The organism is Pseudomonas peli, assembly GCF_050563605.1.
GTDB classification, from domain to species: domain Bacteria; phylum Pseudomonadota; class Gammaproteobacteria; order Pseudomonadales; family Pseudomonadaceae; genus Aquipseudomonas; species Aquipseudomonas peli_A.
Map to the genome: position 1 here is coordinate 282,810 of NZ_JBNXUH010000006.1, position 19,326 is coordinate 302,135.

Genomic DNA, 19,326 nt, shown 5'->3' on the forward strand with positions numbered 1-19,326 from the left:
GTTACTGCCCACCCAACTTCAGACGCGCGGTCTCACCGGAGATAAACGGCGCAACATCCACTGGGCTGCCGTTAAGGCTGACCTGCACACCCCGGGCATAACCCAGACGCAGCTCCAGCGGAGCCTTACCGGCCAACTGCAAGCTATCGCCTTTACGCTTGAGGGCGCTGAACAGCACCTTGCCATTGGCATCGGTCAGTTGCGTCCAGCAATCGGCAATAAAGGTCAGGCTGACCACTGCCTCGCCTGCGGCGGCTTGCACTGGCGCGGTTTCAACTGGCGCAGCAGGTAATGTCTCGGCAGCAACCGGCGCGGCGTTTGCCGGAATAGCCGGTGCGGCTGGAGTTGCAGGCACACTTGCAGCATCGGCTGGCGCTTGCGGCTGCTCAGGTTGCGAGGTCACGGCGGCAGCCTCACTGCCGGCAGCGTCTGGCAATGCAGCAGCACCATTGGGAATCAGCGGCAACGTGACCTCTGCGTCCAACTGGGCAGCTTCCACTGCCTGATCTTCCGGCTCATCCAATGGATGGATCTGCGTGGTGCCGTCGGCGCCGTCTACTTCAACATGCTCAAGGCTGGTTGAAGCCAGATCTTCGGCCCGGCGCTCGGCTTGCTCCTGCCACCAGAAGAAGCTCAAGCCTGCTAGCGCCAGCAGCAGAACAAAACTGACCATACGCAGAATGCGCTGCGAGTAACTTACTGGCTCCTCGATACGTCCCAGGCTGTGCACGCTACTGCCGGCGGCGTCGCTGCCGGTGAACTGATCGAACTCCAGCACCAGACGGTTCTGATCGACGTCCAACAACTTGGCGTAAGCACGCACATAACCACGGGCAAAGGTATGCCCTGGCAGCTTGTCGAAGGCACCTTGTTCGACCTGACTCAATCGCTGCGGGGTCAGATTCAACTGCGCGGCAACCTCGGCAATGGTCCAACCGCGACTCTCACGAGCCTTGCGCAAAGTCTCACCCGGATTGATGCGGGGAACTGCTAGCACTTCAGGATGCGCCGCTTTCATCATTGCTCCGACAGATATTGCTGATATTCCGGCGTGCCCGGATAAAGTCGCTTCAACTGCAAACCGAGGCTCGCGGCATTGTCGCGCTCCTCGAAAATCTTCGCCAAACGTATGCCTAGCAGCAGGCTGCGGGCGTCAGGCTGAGCAAGCGCCATATAGCTGTCGTAATAGCCGCGGGCCGGGACATATTGCTTGTCCTCATAGGACAGCTGCGCCATTTCCATCAAGGCGCGAGGCCGGCGGCTATTCAAGCGCAACGAACGCTCGAAATAGGCCTTGGCCTGCTCGCGTTGCTTGAGTTGTAGCGAGGTCAAGCCGAGGTTTTCAAACACCCGTGAACGTTCTGGGTAAAGCGTGTCCTGAGCCGCCTGGGTGTAACGCTCCAACGCTTCCTGATAACGCTGCTGCTCGAATAGAAAGCTGCCGTAATTATTCAACAAGCGGGCATCGCCACTGCGTTGTGAAATAGCTTTGCGATAGTGATCGTCTGCCAGCTTGGGCTCCATTTCGATCTGGAAAACCAAGGCTAAAGCCGCATGCGCATCAGCATTTGAGGAGTCGAGTTCCAGGGCTTTTTTCAACGGAATCTTGGCGCGCTCGGTTTCGCCTTGTTGCAGGTAGCCAATACCCAGTTGGACATAAGCATCGCGCGCTTCGTCGCGGCCCTTACCGGTTTTCATCGGATCAACATTACCGGTTGTAACGCAACCGGCTAACAGACTGGCGGCCAACAGCAATAACGCGGGACGCAAGGTCATGGGTATCCTCCCCTCAGGTTCGATTGGCGGCGGAACTCGGCGTTTCAGCCTCGCTACTCAATTCACGCACAGCAATATAGCGCTCACTACGGCGGGTACGGTCCATAACCTGGCCGACCAACTGGCCACAAGCCGCGTCAATGTCTTCACCACGGGTGGTGCGCACGGTGACATTGTGCCCGGCTTTATGCAGCAGGTCCTGGAAACGGCGAATGGCATTGTTGCTCGGCCGCTCGTACCCGGAGTGGGGGAAGGGATTAAACGGAATCAGATTGATCTTGCAAGGCACATCTTTGAGAAGTGCGATCATTTCCTCAGCGTGCTCGGTCTTATCGTTTACATCCTTGAGCAGGGTGTATTCGATTGTAAGCACGCGTTTCTCGCCAAGACGCGAGACATAACGCTTACACGCCGCCAGTAGCATTTCTAGCGGGTACTTCTTGTTGATCGGCACCAGCTGGTTGCGCAGCGCATCGTTCGGCGCATGCAGTGACAGCGCCAGTGACACATCAATCACTTCGCCGAGTTTGTCGATCATCGGCACAACGCCGGAGGTGGACAACGTCACCTTGCGCTTGGAGATGCCATAACCGAGGTCGTCCATCATGATCTTCATGGCGGCGACGACGTTGTCGAAGTTCAGCAGCGGCTCGCCCATGCCCATCATCACCACGTTGGTGATGGCACGGTCGATCTTCGCCGGCACGCTGCCGAACGACTTGTTGGCGATCCACACTTGACCGATCACTTCGGCAGCACTCAGATCGCTATTGAAGCCTTGTTTGCCAGTCGAGCAGAAACTGCAATCCAGCGCACAGCCGGCCTGCGACGACACACACAAGGTGCCACGCGAGCCCTGGGGGATATACACGGTTTCGACGCAACTGCCTGACGCCACCCGCACTACCCACTTGCGCGTGCCATCAGTGGAAATATCTTCGCTGACCACTTCCGGACCGCGGATTTCAGCACAGGCCTTGAGCTTTTCGCGCAAGACCTTGCTGACATTGCTCATGGCATCGAAATCATCGACGCCAAAGTGGTGAATCCATTTCATCATCTGACCGGCACGGAAACGCTTTTCCCCGATGCTTTCGAAGAATTGTTCCATTTCTGCCTGGGTCAGACCCAGCAGATTGATTTTACCGGTAGCTTCAGTCATGGCTTCAACCTCACCCGATTCGCTTAGCGAATACGTGCGCAAACTTCGGTGGCAGCGAAGAAGTAAGCGATTTCGCGGGCAGCAGAGGCTTCCGAATCGGAGCCGTGAACAGCGTTTTCGTCGATGGAAACGGCGAAATCAGCACGGATGGTGCCGGCAGCTGCTTCTTTAGGGTTGGTTGCACCCATCAGATCACGGTTAGCCAAAACAGCGTTTTCGCCTTCCAGAACCTGAACGATAACTGGACCGGAGGTCATGAAAGCAACCAGGTCCTTGAAGAAGCCGCGCTCGCTGTGCTCAGCGTAGAAGCCAGCAGCTTCGCGCTCGGACAGCTGAACCATTTTCGAAGCAACGACGCGCAGGCCGGCTTTTTCGAAACGAGTGGTGATCTCACCAACAACGTTTTTAGCAACGGCATCAGGCTTGATGATGGAGAAAGTGCGTTGAACAGCCATGTGAAACTCCAGAAACAGTGATTAAAGCGAAAAATTAAACCCGCGAATTATACGCGGGTTCCGGTTAAATGCGTAGGGCAGGCCAAAGGGCCGATTAATCCGCCTCTTCGATCCAGGCCGCCTGAATGGCTTCAAGCACCTTCTCGCCCCCGCGCTGCGGATCGTCAGTGAATTCCGGCAGAGCCAGAATCCACTTGTGCAGATCGACAAAGTTCACGTAGCGAGGGTCCACCTCAGGCTTGGACTCAGCTAGCTGAATAGCGATTTCAAGAACATCAACCCACTTCAGACTCATAACAACTCCTTGAATCAGTGCGGCGCTTCGGCGGCGTGGTTGAGCGAGTACTTGGGAATTTCGACGGTCAGGTCTTCATCACCCACAATAGCCTGACAGGATAGCCGCGACTGCGCTTCCAACCCCCAAGCCTTGTCGAGCATGTCCTCTTCCAACTCATCGGCCTCGGCCAGCGAGTCAAAGCCTTCACGAATAATGCAGTGGCAGGTGGTGCAGGCGCAGACACCGCCGCAGGCGCTTTCGATCTCGATATGGTGCTCATGCGCCACCTCAAGCACCGAAGTACCCGGCGCAACCTCGACCACCAGACCATCCGGGCACAGCACAGCGTGGGGCAGAAAAATGATCTGCGGCATGCTTATTCCTCAATTTCGTCAAGACTACGGCCAGCCAGTGCAGCCTTGACCGTGGCATCCAGGCGACGCGCGGCAAAAGCGTCTGTCACCTGGGTCAAACGTTTGGTTTGCTGCTCAATTGCCAGACCATCGCTGCCGGCCATCAAGTCACGCAACTGTTCTATCTGCGCATCAATTGCCAGGCGCTCATCAGCCTCCAACAGACGCTCACCATCGGCGAGCAACGCCGCCTCGACCGCTTCCAGCAGACGCTGGGCATCGACCTGCTGCTCGCGCAGCACACGGGCAACCTTGTCATCGCCGGCATTCTTGAAGGAATCCTGCAGCATGCGAGCGATTTCGCCGTCGGTCAGCCCATAGGACGGTTTGACCTGAATACTAGCCTCGACACCGGACGCCAGCTCACGGGCAGCAACACTGAGCAAACCGTCGGCATCGACCTGAAAGGTCACGCGAATCTTCGCCGCACCGGCGACCATCGGCGGAATACCGCGCAATTCAAACCGCGCAAGCGAGCGGCAATCGCTGATCAGCTCGCGCTCGCCCTGCAGCACATGCACCATCATGGCCGTCTGGCCATCTTTATAGGTAGTGAAGTCCTGGGCGCGCGCCACGGGAATGGTGGTGTTGCGCGGGATCACCTTCTCCATCAGCCCGCCCATGGTCTCCAGACCGAGCGACAGCGGGATCACGTCGAGCAACAGCAACTCTTCACCGTCGTCACGCTTGTTGCCAGCCAGAGCATCGGCCTGAATGGCCGCACCGATAGCCACCACCTGATCAGGATCGATATCGGTCAACGGCTCGCGCATAAACAGCTCAGCCACGGCCTGGCGCACGCGTGGCACGCGGGTGGAGCCACCGACCATAACCACCGCCTCGATTTCTTCCAGCTCAATACCCGCATCACGCACCGCGCGGCGACAGGCCTTGAGACTGCGCACCAGCATGGGCTCGATCAGCGCATCGAATTGCTCACGACTCAAATGACCTTGCCAGCCGGCATAGCTGAGCGCCGCACTGGCGCTATCTGTCAGCGCCTCTTTGGCGGCACAGGCGGCTTCCAGCAACAGGCGCTGCTGAGTTGGATCTAGATCAGAGGAAATTCCAGCCTGCTGCACAATCCAACCAGCAATCGCGTGATCGAAGTCATCGCCGCCCAGCGCACTGTCGCCGCCAGTGGCCAGCACTTCAAACACACCGCCAGTCAGGCGCAGCACGGAAATATCGAAGGTACCGCCGCCCAGGTCATAAATAGCTACTACGCCCTCGGCGTGCTGATCCAGACCATAAGCCACGGCTGCAGCGGTTGGCTCATTGAGCAGGCGCAGCACATTCAGCCCGGCCAGACGCGCAGCATCTTTGGTGGCCTGGCGCTGGGAGTCATCGAAATAGGCTGGCACGGTGATGACCGCGCCCACCAGCTCACCACCGAGGGTCGCTTCGGCACGCTGACGCAGCACCTTGAGAATATCCGCCGAGACTTCAACCGGGCTTTTCGGCCCCTGCACGGTCTCGATAAACGGCATATGCGATTCGCCACCGACAAAGCGGTATGGCAGCTGCTCACCGAGCTGCTTGACGTCAGCCAAACCACGCCCCATAAGGCGCTTGACCGACAGCACAGTATTCAGCGGATCAGCCGATGCGGCCGCCTTGGCGACCTCGCCTACCTCGACCCGATCAGCGTGATAACGCACTGCAGACGGCAAAATGACCTGCCCAGCGGCATCGGCCAGCGGCTCGGAAAGGCCGCTACGCACGGCGGCGACCAGCGAATTGGTGGTACCCAAATCAATCCCCACGGCCAGACGGCGCTGGTGTGGCTGGGGGCTTTGTCCGGGCTCAGCGATCTGCAGTAAGGCCATGATTAATCAGTGCTTAGATATCAGGCGCGCCGCAATAGGCGCGCCAGCGTTAATCGTCGAGGCGCTCTTCCAGCTGGCGGACCTCGTGAGAAAGCTTGTCGAGAAACTGCATGCGACGCATCAGGCGCTCGGCCTCTTCGCGACGCGAAGCATCATCCCAACAAACGGCAAAACTTTCGTTGAGCTCGTCCTGAGCCACTTTCAGACGCCGCTTGAACTGCGCCACTCCGGCCAAGTCGGCACTATCGTGCAGATCTTCCAGCTCTTCGCGCAGCTGCATTTGCTGCAGCAGGAAATCCGGATCCTGCACCGTGACCTCAAGCGGCAGCTCGGGGCCACGCAGCGCTAGCAGGTAACGGGCACGCTGCGGCGCACTCTTGAGCGTGCTGTAAGCCTCGTTGAGACTGGCAGACTGCTCGAGGGCCAGGCGCTGCTCGCGCTCGGAGGCATCGGCAAAGCGATCCGGGTGAACATGCCGCGCCAGCTCGCGATAACGAGTGGCCAGCAATTCAGGATCCAGGCGAAAGCCCGGCTGCAGATCAAATAAAGCAAAGTGACAAGGACTGCCCACACGCGCCTCAGATATTGAAGCTTTCGCCGCAGCCACATTCGCCGCGCACGTTCGGGTTGTTGAACTTGAAGCCTTCGTTCAACCCCTCTTTAACGAAGTCGAGCTCAGTGCCATCGAGGTAGACCAGGCTCTTGGGATCGATGATCACCTTGACGCCGTGGTTCTCGAACACCTGATCTTCGCTGGCGGCCTCATCGACAAACTCCAGCACATAGGCCAAGCCGGAACAGCCCGTGGTGCGCACACCCAGGCGAATACCCTCACCCTTGCCGCGCCCCTCAAGAGAGCGTCGCACGTGCTGAGCGGCAGCTTCGGTCATGCTGATAGCCATCGACAAACCTCCTTAGAGCAAGCCTTTCTTCTGCTTGTAATCGCGTACAGCGGCCTTGATGGCGTCTTCGGCGAGTACCGAGCAGTGAATTTTCACCGGCGGCAGAGCCAATTCCTCGGCCAGCTGGGTGTTCTTGATGGTTTCGGCTTCGTCCAGGGTCTTGCCCTTCATCCACTCGGTAGCGAGGGAGCTGGAGGCGATCGCCGAACCGCAGCCGTAGGTCTTGAACTTGGCGTCTTCGATAACGCCCTGCTCGTTGACCTTGATCTGCAAACGCATCACGTCACCGCAAGCCGGCGCGCCGACCATGCCAGTGCCGACGTCCGGGTCTTCCGCGTCCATCTTGCCGACGTTGCGCGGGTTTTCGTAATGGTCAATGACCTTTTCACTGTAAGCCATGCTGGTATTCCTTCCTCATCAGAGAGTCGCTCTTGCTCGGCGACTACTTAGTGCGCCGCCCACTCAATCTTGGAGATGTCGACACCGTCTTTGTACATATCCCACAGCGGCGACAATTCGCGCAGCTTGGTGACCGCCTCGCAAACCTTATGCGCGGCGTAATCGACTTCTTCATCAGTAGTGAAGCGGCCGAAGGTAAAGCGAATGGAGCTGTGCGCCAGTTCGTCATTGCGGCCGAGGGCGCGCAATACGTAGGACGGCTCCAGGGAAGCCGAGGTACAGGCCGAACCGGACGATACTGCTAGATCCTTGAGCGCCATGATCAGCGACTCACCCTCAACGTAGTTGAAGCTGAGGTTGAGGTTGTGCGGTACACGGGCAGTCATGCTGCCGTTGATGTACAGCTCTTCCAGACCATCGACCTGTTTGAAGAAGCGCTCGCGCAGGGCCAGGATGCGCTGGTTTTCCTGGGCCATTTCTTCCTTGGCAATGCGGAACGCCTCACCCATGCCTACGCACTGGTGGGTCGCCAGAGTGCCGGAACGCATGCCGCGCTCATGGCCACCGCCATGGGTCTGGGCCTCCAGACGCACACGCGGCTTACGGCGTACGAACAACGCACCGACGCCTTTCGGACCATAGGTCTTGTGCGCGGAGAAGGACATCAGATCGACCTTGAGTGACTCCAGATCGATCGCCACCTTGCCGGTGGACTGTGCCGCATCAACATGCAGGAACACGCCGCGCGAGCGGGTCAGTTCACCGATAGCCGCGATGTCGTTGATAGTGCCGATTTCGTTGTTCACGTGCATGACCGACACCAGAATGGTGTCCTCACGCAGCGCCGCCTCGATCATGGCCGGGGTAATCAGGCCATCTTCACCAGGCTCGATGTAGGTCACTTCGAAGCCTTCGCGCTCAAGCTGGCGCATGGTATCCAGCACCGCTTTGTGCTCGATCTTCGAGGTGATCAGGTGCTTGCCTTTGCTCTTGTAGAAATCGGCGATGCCTTTGATCGCCAGGTTGTTGGATTCGGTAGCACCGGAGGTCCAGACAATCTCGCGTGGATCAGCATTGACCAGCTCGGCCACTTGGCGGCGAGCGTTTTCTACGGCTTCTTCAGCCTTCCAGCCGAACACGTGGGAGCGCGACGCCGGATTGCCGAAGTTGCCGTCGACCAGCAAGCATTCGCTCATTTTTTGCGCAACACGCGGATCAACCGGCGTGGTGGCGGAATAATCGAGGTAAATCGGCAACTTCATCAATTCTCTCCTAATCAGGTATCAGGCCAGCTAGCCAGCGCTTTGCGCTCAATCGACGGCGGACGTTTCGATCTTATCCAGGTACGGCGTCCTGCCATTGCAGCGGCGCTTATCCTGGCGCTGGGCAACTTCCTGCACTTCACGGCGGGTCACCAAGTCAGCGAGACTGATGCCACTTAGAAATTCGTGTATCTGCTGGCTGAGGTCACACCACAAATGGTGGGTCAGACAGGTATCACCCGCGTGGCAATCGCCCTGCCCCTGGCAGCGCGTGGCATCGACCGACTCGTTGACCGCATCGATCACCTCAGCCACCTGGATACCCTGCATGTCGCGCGACAGCTGATAACCACCGCCCGGGCCACGCACACTGGAGACCAGATTACCGCGACGCAACTTGGCAAAGAGCTGCTCCAGATAGGAAAGGGAAATACCCTGCCGCTCGGAAATATCAGCCAGAGACACCGGCCCATGTTGCGCGTGCAACGCCAGATCAAGCATGGCGGTAACGGCGTAACGGCCTTTGGTGGTTAGTCGCATAAGGGATTACCGCGTGGTCGCAATATGCCGCGAGTATGCAATTCCCGAGCGTTTAAGTCAACTATAAGACCTACTGCTTTAGTCGGGATTAGCCAAAATGGAGGGCGCGCAGCATAGCAAAATGCGCGCGCCAGCACCATCAAGCCGCAGGCTTGTCTGCGTCTTTGACCACGCCCGCGAAGTCCTCGTCACGCAGTTGCGGCAAATCCTTGGCACAATAGTCACTGCCCAGGGACTTGAGCGCGCCGCACATACCCTCCAGGCGCCCATCCACCGCATGCAGGTGATCGAGCAGCTGACCAATGGCGCGGGCAACAGGGTCCGGCATGTCCTGGCTAACACCATAGGCATCGAAACCTAGCTTCTCGGCAATCGCCTGACGCTTGGCTTCCTGCTCATCGTCGGTTTTGACGATGATGCGACCGGGAATGCCCACCGCAGTAGCGCCCGCCGGCACTTCTTTGGTCACCACAGCATTGGAGCCGATCTTGGCACCCGCGCCGACCGTGAACGGCCCCAGCACCTTGGCACCGGCACCGACCACCACGCCATCTTCCAGCGTCGGGTGGCGCTTACCCTTGTTCCAGCTGGTACCACCCAAGGTCACACCCTGATAAAGGGTGACGTCATTGCCGATCTCAGCAGTTTCACCGATAACGATGCCCATGCCGTGATCGATAAAGAAACGCCGGCCAATCTTCGCACCCGGGTGAATTTCGATACCCGTCGTCCAGCGCCCGAAGTTCGACACCACACGCGCCAGCCACTTCCAGCCACTGCCCCACAGCGCATGCGCCACGCGATGCAGCCAGACCGCATGCAGCCCTGGATAGCAAGTGACCACTTCAAAGGCATTACGCGCCGCCGGGTCGCGATGAAATACGCTTTGGATATCCTCTCGCATGCGCTCAAACATCTGCCTTCTCCTGCCTAGGGTGCTCGCCACGCGCCGCCTTGATGGTTTCCGTCAAGATCCCGCGCAAGATATTCATTTCCAGCTTGCTTACCGCACTGCGTCCGTACAAACGCCGCAGCCGACTCATCAAATGCCGCGGCTTGGCCGGATCAAGAAATCTGATCTCAACCAGCGCCTGCTCCAGATGACGATAAAACGATTCCAACTCATCCGCCGCAACCGGCTCTTCATCTGGATCCACAACCGCAACCTGCTTAACCGGCTGCCCTTCAGTCGCCAGCCAGGCCATACGCACTTCGTAAGCCAGTACCTGCACTGCTGCCGCCAGATTCAACGAGCTGAACGTCGGATCAGAGGGAATGTGCACATGGAAGTGACAGCGCTGCAGCTCCTCGTTGGTCAGGCCGGCATATTCACGACCAAACACCAACGCGACCTGCGCACCTTGCTGCGCCTGTTCACACGCCGCCACGCCACACTCGCGCGGCTCCAGCATCGGCCAGGGGATATGCCGATCACGCGCACTGGTGCCGAGCACCAGACGGCAACCGACCAGCGCATCTTCAAGCGTCGCCACCGCCTGCGCCGCGTCGAGAATGTCAGTAGCACCCGACGCCCTGGCCACGGCCTCGTCGCTCGGGAAATCCCGCGGATCAACCAGCATAAGCTGCGACAAACCCATGTTTTTCATGGCCCGCGCCGCGCCACCGATATTGCCCGGATGACTGGTGCCGACCAACACAACGCGAATATTTTCCAGCAACGCAAACGCTCACAGACAAGGCTTAGAGGGGCAAATCTTACATAAGCCACCCGGCTTACGCCACGCAAGGCGCAGGTTGCACTTCAACCCCCGGGCTTTTCTGCTAGAATGGCCGGCTTTCTTTAACGACCCAGGTGAACATCCATGCAGCCCATGCTGAATATCGCGCTGCGCGCAGCCCGTAGCGCCGGCGAAATGATCTTCCGCTCGACCGAACGCTTGGACGTCATCTCGGTCGACGAGAAAGAAGCCAAGGACTATGTGACTGAAATTGATCGCTCCGCCGAGCTGCTGATCATTCAGGCCCTGCGCAAAGCTTTCCCGAACCACGGCATTCTCGGCGAGGAAAGCGGCCTCAGCGAAGGCAGTGGCGACGGTGCCGATTACCTGTGGATCATCGACCCGCTGGATGGCACCACCAACTTTATCCGCGGTATCCCGCATTACGCCGTGAGCATCGCCTGCAAGTACCGTGGCCGCCTTGAGCACGCCGTGATCATCGACCCGGTGCGCCAGGAAGAATTCACCGCCAGCCGTGGCCGTGGCGCTGCCCTCAACGGTCGTCGCCTGCGCGTTGGCAATCGCAAGAGCCTGGAAGGCGCCCTGCTCGGCACCGGCTTCCCGTTCCGCGACAGCCAAATGGAAAACCTAGAAAACTACATCGGCATGTTCCGCAGTCTGGTCGGCCAGACCGCCGGCATCCGCCGCGCTGGCGCAGCAAGCCTGGACCTGGCCTACGTGGCCGCCGGTCGCTTCGATGCATTCTGGGAATTCGGCCTGTCCGAGTGGGACATGGCAGCCGGCGCCCTGCTGATTCAGGAAGCAGGCGGCCTGGTCAGCGACTTCAGCGGCAGCCATGAATTCCTTGAAAAAGGCCAGATCGTGGCCGGCAACACCAAGTGCTTCAAAGCTGTGCTGACGGCGATCCAGCCGCACCTGTCGGCCTCGCTGAAGCGCTAATCGCCAGCGCCAGCCACAAAAAAAGCGCCCCGAGGGGCGCTTTTTTATTGCAGCGCAGTTTTAGTTAGCCGACTCGTCCGCCAACACCAACTGACCATCCTTGACCGGAATCTGCCGACCTGGATCACTGGCCATACGCACCTGACCCACCTTGCCATCCAACTCGTATTTGACGTCATAACCCACCAGTTTCTCACTGGTGTCAGTCACTGTGCTGCAACGGGTTTCGGTGGTGGTGTAGGTATCACGGTTCTGCAGGTGCTCTTGCGCCTTGTTGCCGGCATAACCGCCGCCAACCGCACCGGCGACTGTCGCCAGCTTCTTGCCGTTACCGCCACCTACCTGATTACCCAGCAAGCCGCCAACCACCGCACCAATCGCCGTACCAGCTATCTGATGCTGATCCTTGACCGGCGCCTGACGGGTTACCGCCACATCCTTGCAAACTTCACGCGGGGTCTTGATGGTTTCATTGATCGGTTTTACCGCAAGCACTTCGGCATATTCCGGCGCGCTGACGATGTTGTAAGTGGCCACCGCACCGCCCGCCGTTACACCTACTGCACCCAATACCGCGCCTACCAACATGGACTTATTCATATGTGCCTCCTTCAAACCACTGCTTAGCGCTTAACGCACCGTACTCCATGCCTTGGAGCACAAAAAAGCCGGACAAGTTCAATACCTGCCCGGCTCACTCAATCATTTGCGATAAAGCGCACAGAATTATGGGCGCTCATCGACCTCTTCTTCGACCACCGGCGGGATAAGGTCATCAACCGTCAGGTTGAGCCACACCAGCACCACGTTGGCAATATAGATCGACGAGTAAGTACCCGCGCTCACACCGACAAACAGCGCCACCGAGAAGGCGAACAGGTTGTCACCAGCAAACAGCAGCAGCGCAGCAATCGCCAGCAAGGTGGAGATCGAGGTCGCCATGGTGCGCAGCAGCGTCTGCGTGGTGGAGATGTTGATGTTCTCGATCAACGTCGCCTTGCGCAGCACGCGGAAGTTCTCGCGAACCCGGTCGAAGACCACAATGGTGTCGTTCAGCGAGTAACCGATGATCGCCAGCAAAGCCGCCATCACCGTCAGATCGAAGGTGATCTGAAAGAACGACAGGATGCCGAGCGTGACAATCACGTCGTGGATCAGCGAGACAATTGCCCCAACGCCGAACTTCCACTGGAAGCGAAAGGCCAGATACAACATCACACCGCCCAGCGCCAGCAGCAGACCAAGACCGCCCTGATCGCGCAGCTCTTCACCCACCTGCGGGCCGACGAACTCGACCTTTTTCACCTCAAGCTGCTCGCCCGCCTGACGCAGCGCAGCAGCCACCTTATTACCCAGCTCGGGATCATTGCCCTGCATGCGCACCACCACATCGGTGGTGGCGCCAAAGCTCTGCACCACGGCATCGGCATAGCCGGCACCGGCCAGCTGCTCACGGATGTTACCGAGGTCTGCCGACTGTTCGTAGCTCAGCTCGATTTGCGTACCACCGGTAAAATCCAGCCCCAGGTTCAGCCCCTTGGTAAACAGGCTAACCAGTGCCAGCAACGTCAGCAGCAGGGTGAAGGCGAACGCAATATTGCGTACGCCCATGAAGTTGATCGTACGATTCATCACAGCCCCTTAAATCCACAACTTCTTGAAGTCACGCCCGCCGCAAGTCAGGTTGACCATGCAACGCGTCACCAGAATGGCGGTAAACATCGAGGTGAGAATACCCAGCGACAGAGTCACCGCGAAGCCTTTGACCGGTCCGGTACCCATGGCGAACAGGATGCCGCCGACCAGCAGAGTGGTCAGGTTGGCGTCGACAATCGCCGAGTAAGCCCGATCAAAACCCTCATGGATGGCCCGCTGAATCGACATGCCATTGGCGATCTCTTCACGAATACGCGAGAAGATCAGCACGTTGGCGTCCACCGCCATACCCATGGTCAGCACGATACCGGCGATACCCGGCAAGGTCAGCGTGGCACTGAGCAACGACATCAGCGCCAACAACAGCACCATGTTCAGGCCCAGGGCGATGGTCGCCAGCACACCGAAGAAGCGGTAGATGGCGATGATAAACAGCGAAACGAACAGCATCGCCCACATCGAGGCACTGACACCCTTGGCAATGTTGTCAGCACCCAGGCTCGGGCCAATGGTGCGCTCTTCAGCGAAGTACATCGGCGCAGCCAGACCACCGGCACGCAGCAACAGGGCCAGCTCGGACGACTCGCCCTGACCATCAAGGCCGGTAATGCGGAACTGGCTACCCAGCGGCGATTGAATGGTGGCCAGGCTGATGATCTTCTTCTCTTCAACGAAGGTCTGCAGCTCGACTTCCTTCTCGACGCCATCAACCACCTGACGCACGTAGCGGGTTACCGGCTTCTGCTCGATAAAGATGACCGCCATGCTGCGACCGACGTTATTGCGGGTCGCGCGGTTCATCAGGTCACCACCGCGGCCATCCAGGCGGATATTGACCTGCGGGCTGCCGTTCTCATCGAAACTGGCCTGGGCATCGGTCACCTGGTCACCGGTGATGATCAGATCACGCTCCAGCTGGGCTGGCGGACGGCCTTCCTCGCGAAATTCGAAGCTTTCGGTCGCAGCCTTGGCAGCGTCCGGCTCGGCGGCCAGACGGAACTCCAGGTTGGCGGTCTTGCCGAGAATACGCTTGGCTTCGGCCGTGTCCTGCACACCTGGCAGCTCAACCACGATGCGGTTGGCACCCTGACGCTGAACCAGCGGCTCAGCGACGCCCAGCTCGTTGACCCGGTTACGTACAGTGGTCAGGTTCTGCTTGATCGAGTATTCGCGAATTTCGACCAGCTTGGCCTGAGTCAGCGCCAGGCGCAGCACCTGCTGCTCGCCACGCTGCACAGTGGTCAGGTCGAAATCGGTGAAGTCCTTGCGAATCAGCTGCTGAGCTTTTTCCAGCGCCGCTTCATCGGCAAAGCCCAGCTGGATGGCACCATCCAGCTCAGGCAGGCTGCGATAACGCACGCGCTCTTTACGCAGCAGGCTCTTGACCTCGCCTTCGTAAACCTTGCGGCGCGCATCCAGGGCTTTGTCCATGTCCACTTCCATCAGGAAGTGCACACCACCGGACAAGTCCAGGCCGAGCTTCATTGGGCTACCGCCCAGGTTGCGCAGCCAATCTGGCGTGGTTTGCGCCAGGTTCAAGGCCACCACAAACTCGTCGCTCAAGGCCTTGCGTACCAGCTCTTTGGCCGGCAGCTGATCTTCAGCGCTGTTCAAACGCAGCAAGCCAGCACGGCCCTGATTGGCCAGGCTGACAGCTTTGACGCTGATACCGGCTGCTTCCAGGGCGCGGCTGGCGCGGTCCAGGTCGGCCTGCTCGACGCGCATGGCGGAGCTGTTGCCACTGATCTGGATCGCCGGATCATCCGGGTACAGATTGGGCGCGGAATAAAGGAAGCCGATTGCCAGCACAGCCAGAATCAGCAGGTACTTCCAGAGGGGAAATTTGTTGAGCATGACGCCGCCCGTTATGACGCGGGGCGCATTAAGCGCCCCGTCGAATGGTAAAGGTGTGTTGCTTAGATCGCTTTCAGCGTGCCTTTAGGCAGCGAGGCGGCAATCGCCACTTTCTGAATCTTCAGCTCGACGGTGTCGGACACTTCGATTACCACGAAGTCATCGGAAACCTTCGACACCTTGCCAGCGATACCGCCGCTGGTTACCACTTCGTCACCTTTCTGCAGGCCGCTGATCAGACCTTTGTGCTCTTTGGCACGCTTGGCCTGTGGGCGCCAGATCATCAGATAGAAGATGACCAGAAAACCGACCAGAAATACCCATTCAAAGCCACTACCAGCAGGACCGGCAGCCGGTGCGGCGCCTTCAGCGAAAGCAGCGGGGATAAAAAAGCTCATGTAACACTCCTGTTGCAAGGGTCTTTAAAAAGTTGGGAATCAATCCAGAGGCGGCGTTGGCAGCCCGCGTTTGGCATAGAAGGCATCGACAAAGGCGGCCAATGTACCCTGTTGAATAGCCTCGCGCAAACCAGCCATAAGCACCTGATAGTGCCGTAAGTTGTGGATTGTATTGAGCATGCTACCGAGCATTTCGCCACATTTATCCAGATGGTGCAGATAGGCGCGCGAGAAATGTTTGCAGGTGTAACAGTCGCACGTCGAGTCCAGCGGCGAATCGTCGTGTTTATGGAAGGCATTGCGGATTTTCAGCACGCCGGTGTCGACAAACAGGTGACCGTTGCGCGCGTTGCGGGTCGGCATCACGCAGTCAAACATGTCCACACCACGGCGCACACCTTCGACCAGGTCTTCCGGTTTGCCCACACCCATCAGGTAGCGCGGTTTATCGGCCGGCAACTGCGGCGGCAGGTAATCCAGCACCTTGATCATTTCGTCTTTCGGCTCGCCGACGGACAGACCGCCAATGGCATAGCCGTCAAAGCCGATCTGCTCCAACCCATCCAGAGAAACTTTACGCAATTCCTCATGCATGCCGCCCTGGACGATGCCGAACAGCGCCGCCGTGCTTTCGCCATGAGCCTCTTTCGAGCGTTTGGCCCAGCGCAGCGACAACTCCATCGAGCGTTTGGCCACATCGAACTCGGCCGGATACGGCGTGCATTCGTCGAAAATCATCACGATGTCCGAACCCAGATCGCGCTGCACCTGCATCGACTCTTCCGGCCCCATAAATACCTTGGCGCCATCGACCGGCGAGGCGAAGTACACGCCCTCCTCCTTGATCTTGCGCATCGCGCCGAGGCTAAACACCTGGAAGCCGCCGGAGTCGGTGAGGATCGGCCCTTGCCACTGCATAAAGTCATGCAGATCGCCGTGCTTCTTGATCACCTCAGTACCGGGACGCAACCACAGGTGGAAGGTATTGCCGAGGATGATCTGCGCACCAATTGCTTCGATATCACGCGGCAGCATGCCCTTGACCGTGCCATAGGTGCCCACCGGCATAAACGCCGGGGTTTCCACCACGCCACGGGGGAAGGTCAGCCGACCACGGCGCGCCTTGCCCTCGGTCGCTAACAATTCGAAAGACATGCGGCAAGTGCGCGTCATAGCTGTTCCTCTGGCCCGCGCGGTGCGGGGTTGCGGGTGATGAACATGGCATCACCGTAACTGAAAAAACGATACTTCCCGGCAATCGCCGCCTGATAGGCCGCCATGGTTTCCGGGTAACCGGCAAACGCCGACACCAGCATCAACAGGGTCGACTCCGGCAAATGGAAGTTGGTCACCAACGCATCGACCACATGCAGCGGCCGGCCGGGGTAGATAAAGATATCGGTGTCGCCACTGAACGCCTTGAGCATGCCATCGCGCGCGGCGCTTTCCAGCGAACGCACACTGGTGGTGCCGACGGCAATCACCCGACCGCCACGCGCGCGGCAAGCGGCCACGGCATCGACCACATCCTGGCCGACCTCCAGCCACTCGCTGTGCATATGGTGATCTTCGATGCGCTCGACTCGCACCGGCTGAAAGGTGCCCGCACCGACGTGCAGGGTGACAAACGCCCGCTCAATGCCCTTCTCGGCAATCGCAGCCAGCAGCTGCTGATCAAAATGCAGCCCGGCGGTCGGCGCCGCGACAGCGCCGGCACGCTCGGCATACACCGTCTGATAGCGCTCGCGGTCGGCCTGCTCATCCGGCCGATCAATATAGGGCGGCAGCGGCATATGCCCGACCCGCTCCAGCAGCGGCAGCACTTCTTCGCTAAAGCGCAGCTCGAACAGCGCATCGTGACGCGCAACCATCTCGGCCTCGCCACCACCGTCAATCAGAATGCTCGACCCCGGCTTGGGCGACTTGCTCGAACGCACATGGGCCAGCACGCGGTGAGCGTCCAGCACGCGCTCGACCAGAATCTCCAGCTTGCCGCCCGAAGCCTTCTGGCCGAACAGCCGCGCAGGAATCACCCGGGTGTTGTTGAACACCATCAGATCGCCGGGGCGTAGGTAATCCAGCAGATCACTGAACTGTTTATGAGCCAGCGCACCTGTCGGCCCATCAAGCACCAGCAAACGGCTGGCACGACGTTCGGCAAGGGGGTGGCGGGCAATCAGAGCGTCTGGCAGCTCGAAATTGAAGTCGGCAACGCGCATGGTCGGAAGGGGGTCGTCTAGCAGGGCGGCAAAGCTTACCGGAAATCATGCATTCTGACCACGCAAGTGGATTGACCAACCCCAACACCATCCCTATACTGCGCCGCCATTGTGCCCCGGTGGCGGAACCGGTAGACGCGGCGGATTCAAAATCCGTTTTCGAAAGAAGTGGGAGTTCGAGTCTCCCCCGGGGCACCATAGATTCGAAGAAAGGCCTTGATCATCAAGGCCTTTTTTATTGCAGGCAATAAAGCCGCGGGCAGCCAGAACAACGAGCCTGCATCGCACTTACTGGTACGCCCCTACTCCCGTAAAGAGCCTGCTCGAAGGAACACAGAAAACACCTGCAGCCCAACAACTGCATGCCCTGTAGGGGCTTGGCATTTGCCTGGAAGTTGGCGTAAAGTTTTCCCACTGTGTTTGCATGGGTCGCCGAAAATCGTGACCTGGTGCAGTAGATCATCTAGATCCGCTACATCCCGCTCGACCGTCGCACACCGCCTTGCAACCAGTATTCAGCCCCTCATGTCGAGTAGCGGCTGTCATCAACTCCAGGTTCAAGGAAATACAACATGTCGAATCGTCAGAGCGGTACCGTTAAGTGGTTTAACGATGAGAAAGGTTTTGGTTTTATCACTCCTGAAAGCGGTCCGGATCTGTTCGTGCACTTCCGCGCGATCCAAAGCAACGGTTTCAAGAGCCTGAAAGAAGGCCAGAAAGTCAGCTTTATCGCTGTGCAAGGCCAGAAAGGCATGCAGGCTGACGAAGTACAAATTCAGGAATAATCCTGCCGTGCTGAAGAACCCCTGATGGCAACATCAGGGGTTTTTTATGCCCTGCCATCCATGGCGGCCACCCTTTGGACCGTCGCTGCGCGACGTTAAACATGACTCTCGGTCATTTTTTATGGCCGGCCATTGATATGAATGCCGTATTGTTGCCGCCATTCCGCCAGCCGATTGAGTAAAGAGCCGACCATGCCGAAACACCTGCTGCGCCCGCAGGGTGAATTCCCCAGCGCCGGGCTGATCCGCCGCCTCGCTGCGATGTTTTATGACTTTCTGCTGTGCATCGCGCTGCTGATCGTCGTGACCTTTATCTACAAGCTGATCCTGATGGGGTTCTACGGCGAGGCGCAGCTCAAGCAGATGTCCGACGCCGGCGCCCTGGATGGCGATCCCCTGCTCTCGACTGTGCTGTTTCTCAGCCTGTTCGGTTTTTTCGCCAAATTCTGGACCCACAACGGCCAGACCCTGGGCATGCAGGTCTGGGGCTTGCGCATCCAGAACCCCGACGGCACAGCGATCAGCCTGTGGCAGGCACTGCTGCGCTTTCTGGTCGCCATCGGCTCCTGGCTGCTGCTGGGCCTGGGCTTTCTCTGGATGCTCTGGGACAAGCAAAAGCGCAGCTGGCATGACATCTACTCGGACAGCCAAGTGATTCAACTGCCGAAGAACATCCATAAGAAGTAAACGCCAGACAATAAAAAATGGCCGGGAGCCATTTTTAACGTCGCGCAGCGGCGGCCCCGAAGGGTGGCCGCCA

At 58.8% G+C, this 19,326-nt stretch carries 23 protein-coding genes and 1 tRNA gene; 4 read left to right on the forward strand and 20 right to left on the reverse strand.

Annotated features, from left to right (window positions below; translation table 11 throughout):
* Position 1: 1 nt before the first annotated feature.
* The 14 genes from ACQ4LH_RS09845 to trmJ all read right to left on the reverse strand — a co-directional run bounded on the left by ACQ4LH_RS09845 (position 2) and on the right by trmJ (position 10,694).
* Positions 2-1,018 (reverse strand): RodZ domain-containing protein, encoded by a 1,017-nt coding sequence (locus ACQ4LH_RS09845; RefSeq protein WP_430697003.1) that lies wholly within the window; start codon positions 1,016-1,018, stop codon positions 2-4.
* Complete coding sequence (pilW, locus tag ACQ4LH_RS09850) at positions 1,018-1,776, reverse strand: type IV pilus biogenesis/stability protein PilW (RefSeq protein WP_430697004.1); 759 nt, start codon at positions 1,774-1,776, stop codon at positions 1,018-1,020. The genes ACQ4LH_RS09845 and pilW overlap by 1 nt, the downstream gene beginning before the upstream one ends.
* A gap of 13 nt (positions 1,777-1,789) precedes the next feature.
* The gene (gene rlmN, locus ACQ4LH_RS09855; protein ID WP_430697005.1) at positions 1,790-2,938 is read right to left on the reverse strand and encodes a 23S rRNA (adenine(2503)-C(2))-methyltransferase RlmN; all 1,149 of its coding nucleotides are present in this window, start codon (positions 2,936-2,938) and stop codon (positions 1,790-1,792) included.
* A gap of 23 nt (positions 2,939-2,961) precedes the next feature.
* Positions 2,962-3,393: a nucleoside-diphosphate kinase gene (gene ndk, locus ACQ4LH_RS09860; protein ID WP_296130150.1), complete on the reverse strand. Its 432-nt coding sequence runs from the start codon at positions 3,391-3,393 to the stop codon at positions 2,962-2,964.
* 94 nt (positions 3,394-3,487) lie between these two features.
* Positions 3,488-3,688 (reverse strand): Fe-S cluster assembly protein IscX, encoded by a 201-nt coding sequence (gene iscX / locus ACQ4LH_RS09865; protein WP_430697006.1) that lies wholly within the window; start codon positions 3,686-3,688, stop codon positions 3,488-3,490.
* Positions 3,689-3,702: 14 nt separating this feature from the next.
* Positions 3,703-4,044 carry an ISC system 2Fe-2S type ferredoxin gene (gene fdx / locus ACQ4LH_RS09870; RefSeq protein ID WP_430697007.1) on the reverse strand — a complete coding sequence of 114 codons (342 nt, stop codon included), beginning with the start codon at positions 4,042-4,044 and terminating at the stop codon, positions 3,703-3,705.
* 2 nt (positions 4,045-4,046) lie between these two features.
* Positions 4,047-5,912, reverse strand: a complete 1,866-nt coding sequence (gene hscA / locus ACQ4LH_RS09875; RefSeq protein ID WP_430697008.1) for a Fe-S protein assembly chaperone HscA — start codon at positions 5,910-5,912, stop codon at positions 4,047-4,049.
* A 49-nt stretch (positions 5,913-5,961) separates the two neighbouring features.
* The gene (gene hscB, locus ACQ4LH_RS09880; RefSeq protein WP_430697009.1) at positions 5,962-6,483 is read right to left on the reverse strand and encodes a co-chaperone HscB; all 522 of its coding nucleotides are present in this window, start codon (positions 6,481-6,483) and stop codon (positions 5,962-5,964) included.
* 7 nt (positions 6,484-6,490) lie between these two features.
* Entirely contained in the window at positions 6,491-6,814 is a 324-nt protein-coding gene (gene iscA, locus ACQ4LH_RS09885) for an iron-sulfur cluster assembly protein IscA (protein WP_090248639.1), read from the reverse strand.
* A 12-nt stretch (positions 6,815-6,826) separates the two neighbouring features.
* A complete protein-coding gene (iscU, locus tag ACQ4LH_RS09890) occupies positions 6,827-7,213 on the reverse strand; it encodes a Fe-S cluster assembly scaffold IscU (protein WP_040261926.1) in 387 nt (128 codons plus the stop codon).
* Between the two features lie 47 nt (positions 7,214-7,260).
* Entirely contained in the window at positions 7,261-8,475 is a 1,215-nt protein-coding gene (locus tag ACQ4LH_RS09895; RefSeq protein ID WP_430697010.1) for an IscS subfamily cysteine desulfurase, read from the reverse strand.
* A gap of 48 nt (positions 8,476-8,523) precedes the next feature.
* Positions 8,524-9,015, reverse strand: a complete 492-nt coding sequence (iscR, locus tag ACQ4LH_RS09900) for a Fe-S cluster assembly transcriptional regulator IscR (RefSeq protein ID WP_430697011.1) — start codon at positions 9,013-9,015, stop codon at positions 8,524-8,526.
* 139 nt (positions 9,016-9,154) lie between these two features.
* Entirely contained in the window at positions 9,155-9,931 is a 777-nt protein-coding gene (gene cysE, locus ACQ4LH_RS09905) for a serine O-acetyltransferase (protein WP_430697012.1), read from the reverse strand.
* Complete coding sequence (gene trmJ / locus ACQ4LH_RS09910) at positions 9,924-10,694, reverse strand: tRNA (cytosine(32)/uridine(32)-2'-O)-methyltransferase TrmJ (RefSeq protein ID WP_430697013.1); 771 nt, start codon at positions 10,692-10,694, stop codon at positions 9,924-9,926. Before trmJ ends, cysE begins: the two co-directional genes overlap by 8 nt.
* Before the next feature lie 144 nt (positions 10,695-10,838).
* On the opposite strand from trmJ, the gene suhB reads away from it, so the two are divergent.
* Positions 10,839-11,654, forward strand: a complete 816-nt coding sequence (gene suhB, locus ACQ4LH_RS09915) for a type III secretion system regulator SuhB (RefSeq protein ID WP_430697014.1) — start codon at positions 10,839-10,841, stop codon at positions 11,652-11,654.
* Positions 11,655-11,714: 60 nt separating this feature from the next.
* Here the strand turns inward: suhB and ACQ4LH_RS09920 are convergent, their stop codons facing one another.
* The 6 genes from ACQ4LH_RS09920 to queA form a co-directional block, all read right to left on the reverse strand.
* Positions 11,715-12,254, reverse strand: a complete 540-nt coding sequence (locus tag ACQ4LH_RS09920) for a glycine zipper 2TM domain-containing protein (RefSeq protein WP_430697015.1) — start codon at positions 12,252-12,254, stop codon at positions 11,715-11,717.
* A 126-nt stretch (positions 12,255-12,380) separates the two neighbouring features.
* Positions 12,381-13,286: a protein translocase subunit SecF gene (gene secF / locus ACQ4LH_RS09925; RefSeq protein WP_430697016.1), complete on the reverse strand. Its 906-nt coding sequence runs from the start codon at positions 13,284-13,286 to the stop codon at positions 12,381-12,383.
* 9 nt (positions 13,287-13,295) lie between these two features.
* A complete protein-coding gene (gene secD / locus ACQ4LH_RS09930; protein ID WP_430697017.1) occupies positions 13,296-15,164 on the reverse strand; it encodes a protein translocase subunit SecD in 1,869 nt (622 codons plus the stop codon).
* A gap of 62 nt (positions 15,165-15,226) precedes the next feature.
* Positions 15,227-15,562, reverse strand: a complete 336-nt coding sequence (gene yajC / locus ACQ4LH_RS09935; protein ID WP_090248652.1) for a preprotein translocase subunit YajC — start codon at positions 15,560-15,562, stop codon at positions 15,227-15,229.
* Positions 15,563-15,601: 39 nt separating this feature from the next.
* Positions 15,602-16,717, reverse strand: coding sequence for a tRNA guanosine(34) transglycosylase Tgt (gene tgt / locus ACQ4LH_RS09940; RefSeq protein WP_430697039.1), 1,116 nt, complete (start codon positions 16,715-16,717; stop codon positions 15,602-15,604).
* Positions 16,718-16,731: 14 nt separating this feature from the next.
* A complete protein-coding gene (gene queA, locus ACQ4LH_RS09945; RefSeq protein ID WP_430697018.1) occupies positions 16,732-17,781 on the reverse strand; it encodes a tRNA preQ1(34) S-adenosylmethionine ribosyltransferase-isomerase QueA in 1,050 nt (349 codons plus the stop codon).
* Between the two features lie 113 nt (positions 17,782-17,894).
* Here queA and ACQ4LH_RS09950 point away from each other — a divergent pair.
* The 3 genes from ACQ4LH_RS09950 (at position 17,895) to ACQ4LH_RS09960 (ending at position 19,253) form a co-directional block, all read left to right on the forward strand.
* Positions 17,895-17,979: transfer RNA gene (locus ACQ4LH_RS09950), tRNA-Leu, on the forward strand.
* Positions 17,980-18,353: 374 nt separating this feature from the next.
* The gene (locus tag ACQ4LH_RS09955) at positions 18,354-18,566 is read left to right on the forward strand and encodes a cold-shock protein (protein ID WP_304864699.1); all 213 of its coding nucleotides are present in this window, start codon (positions 18,354-18,356) and stop codon (positions 18,564-18,566) included.
* 192 nt (positions 18,567-18,758) lie between these two features.
* Entirely contained in the window at positions 18,759-19,253 is a 495-nt protein-coding gene (locus ACQ4LH_RS09960) for an RDD family protein (RefSeq protein WP_430697019.1), read from the forward strand.
* The last annotated feature ends 73 nt before the right edge of the window (positions 19,254-19,326 follow it).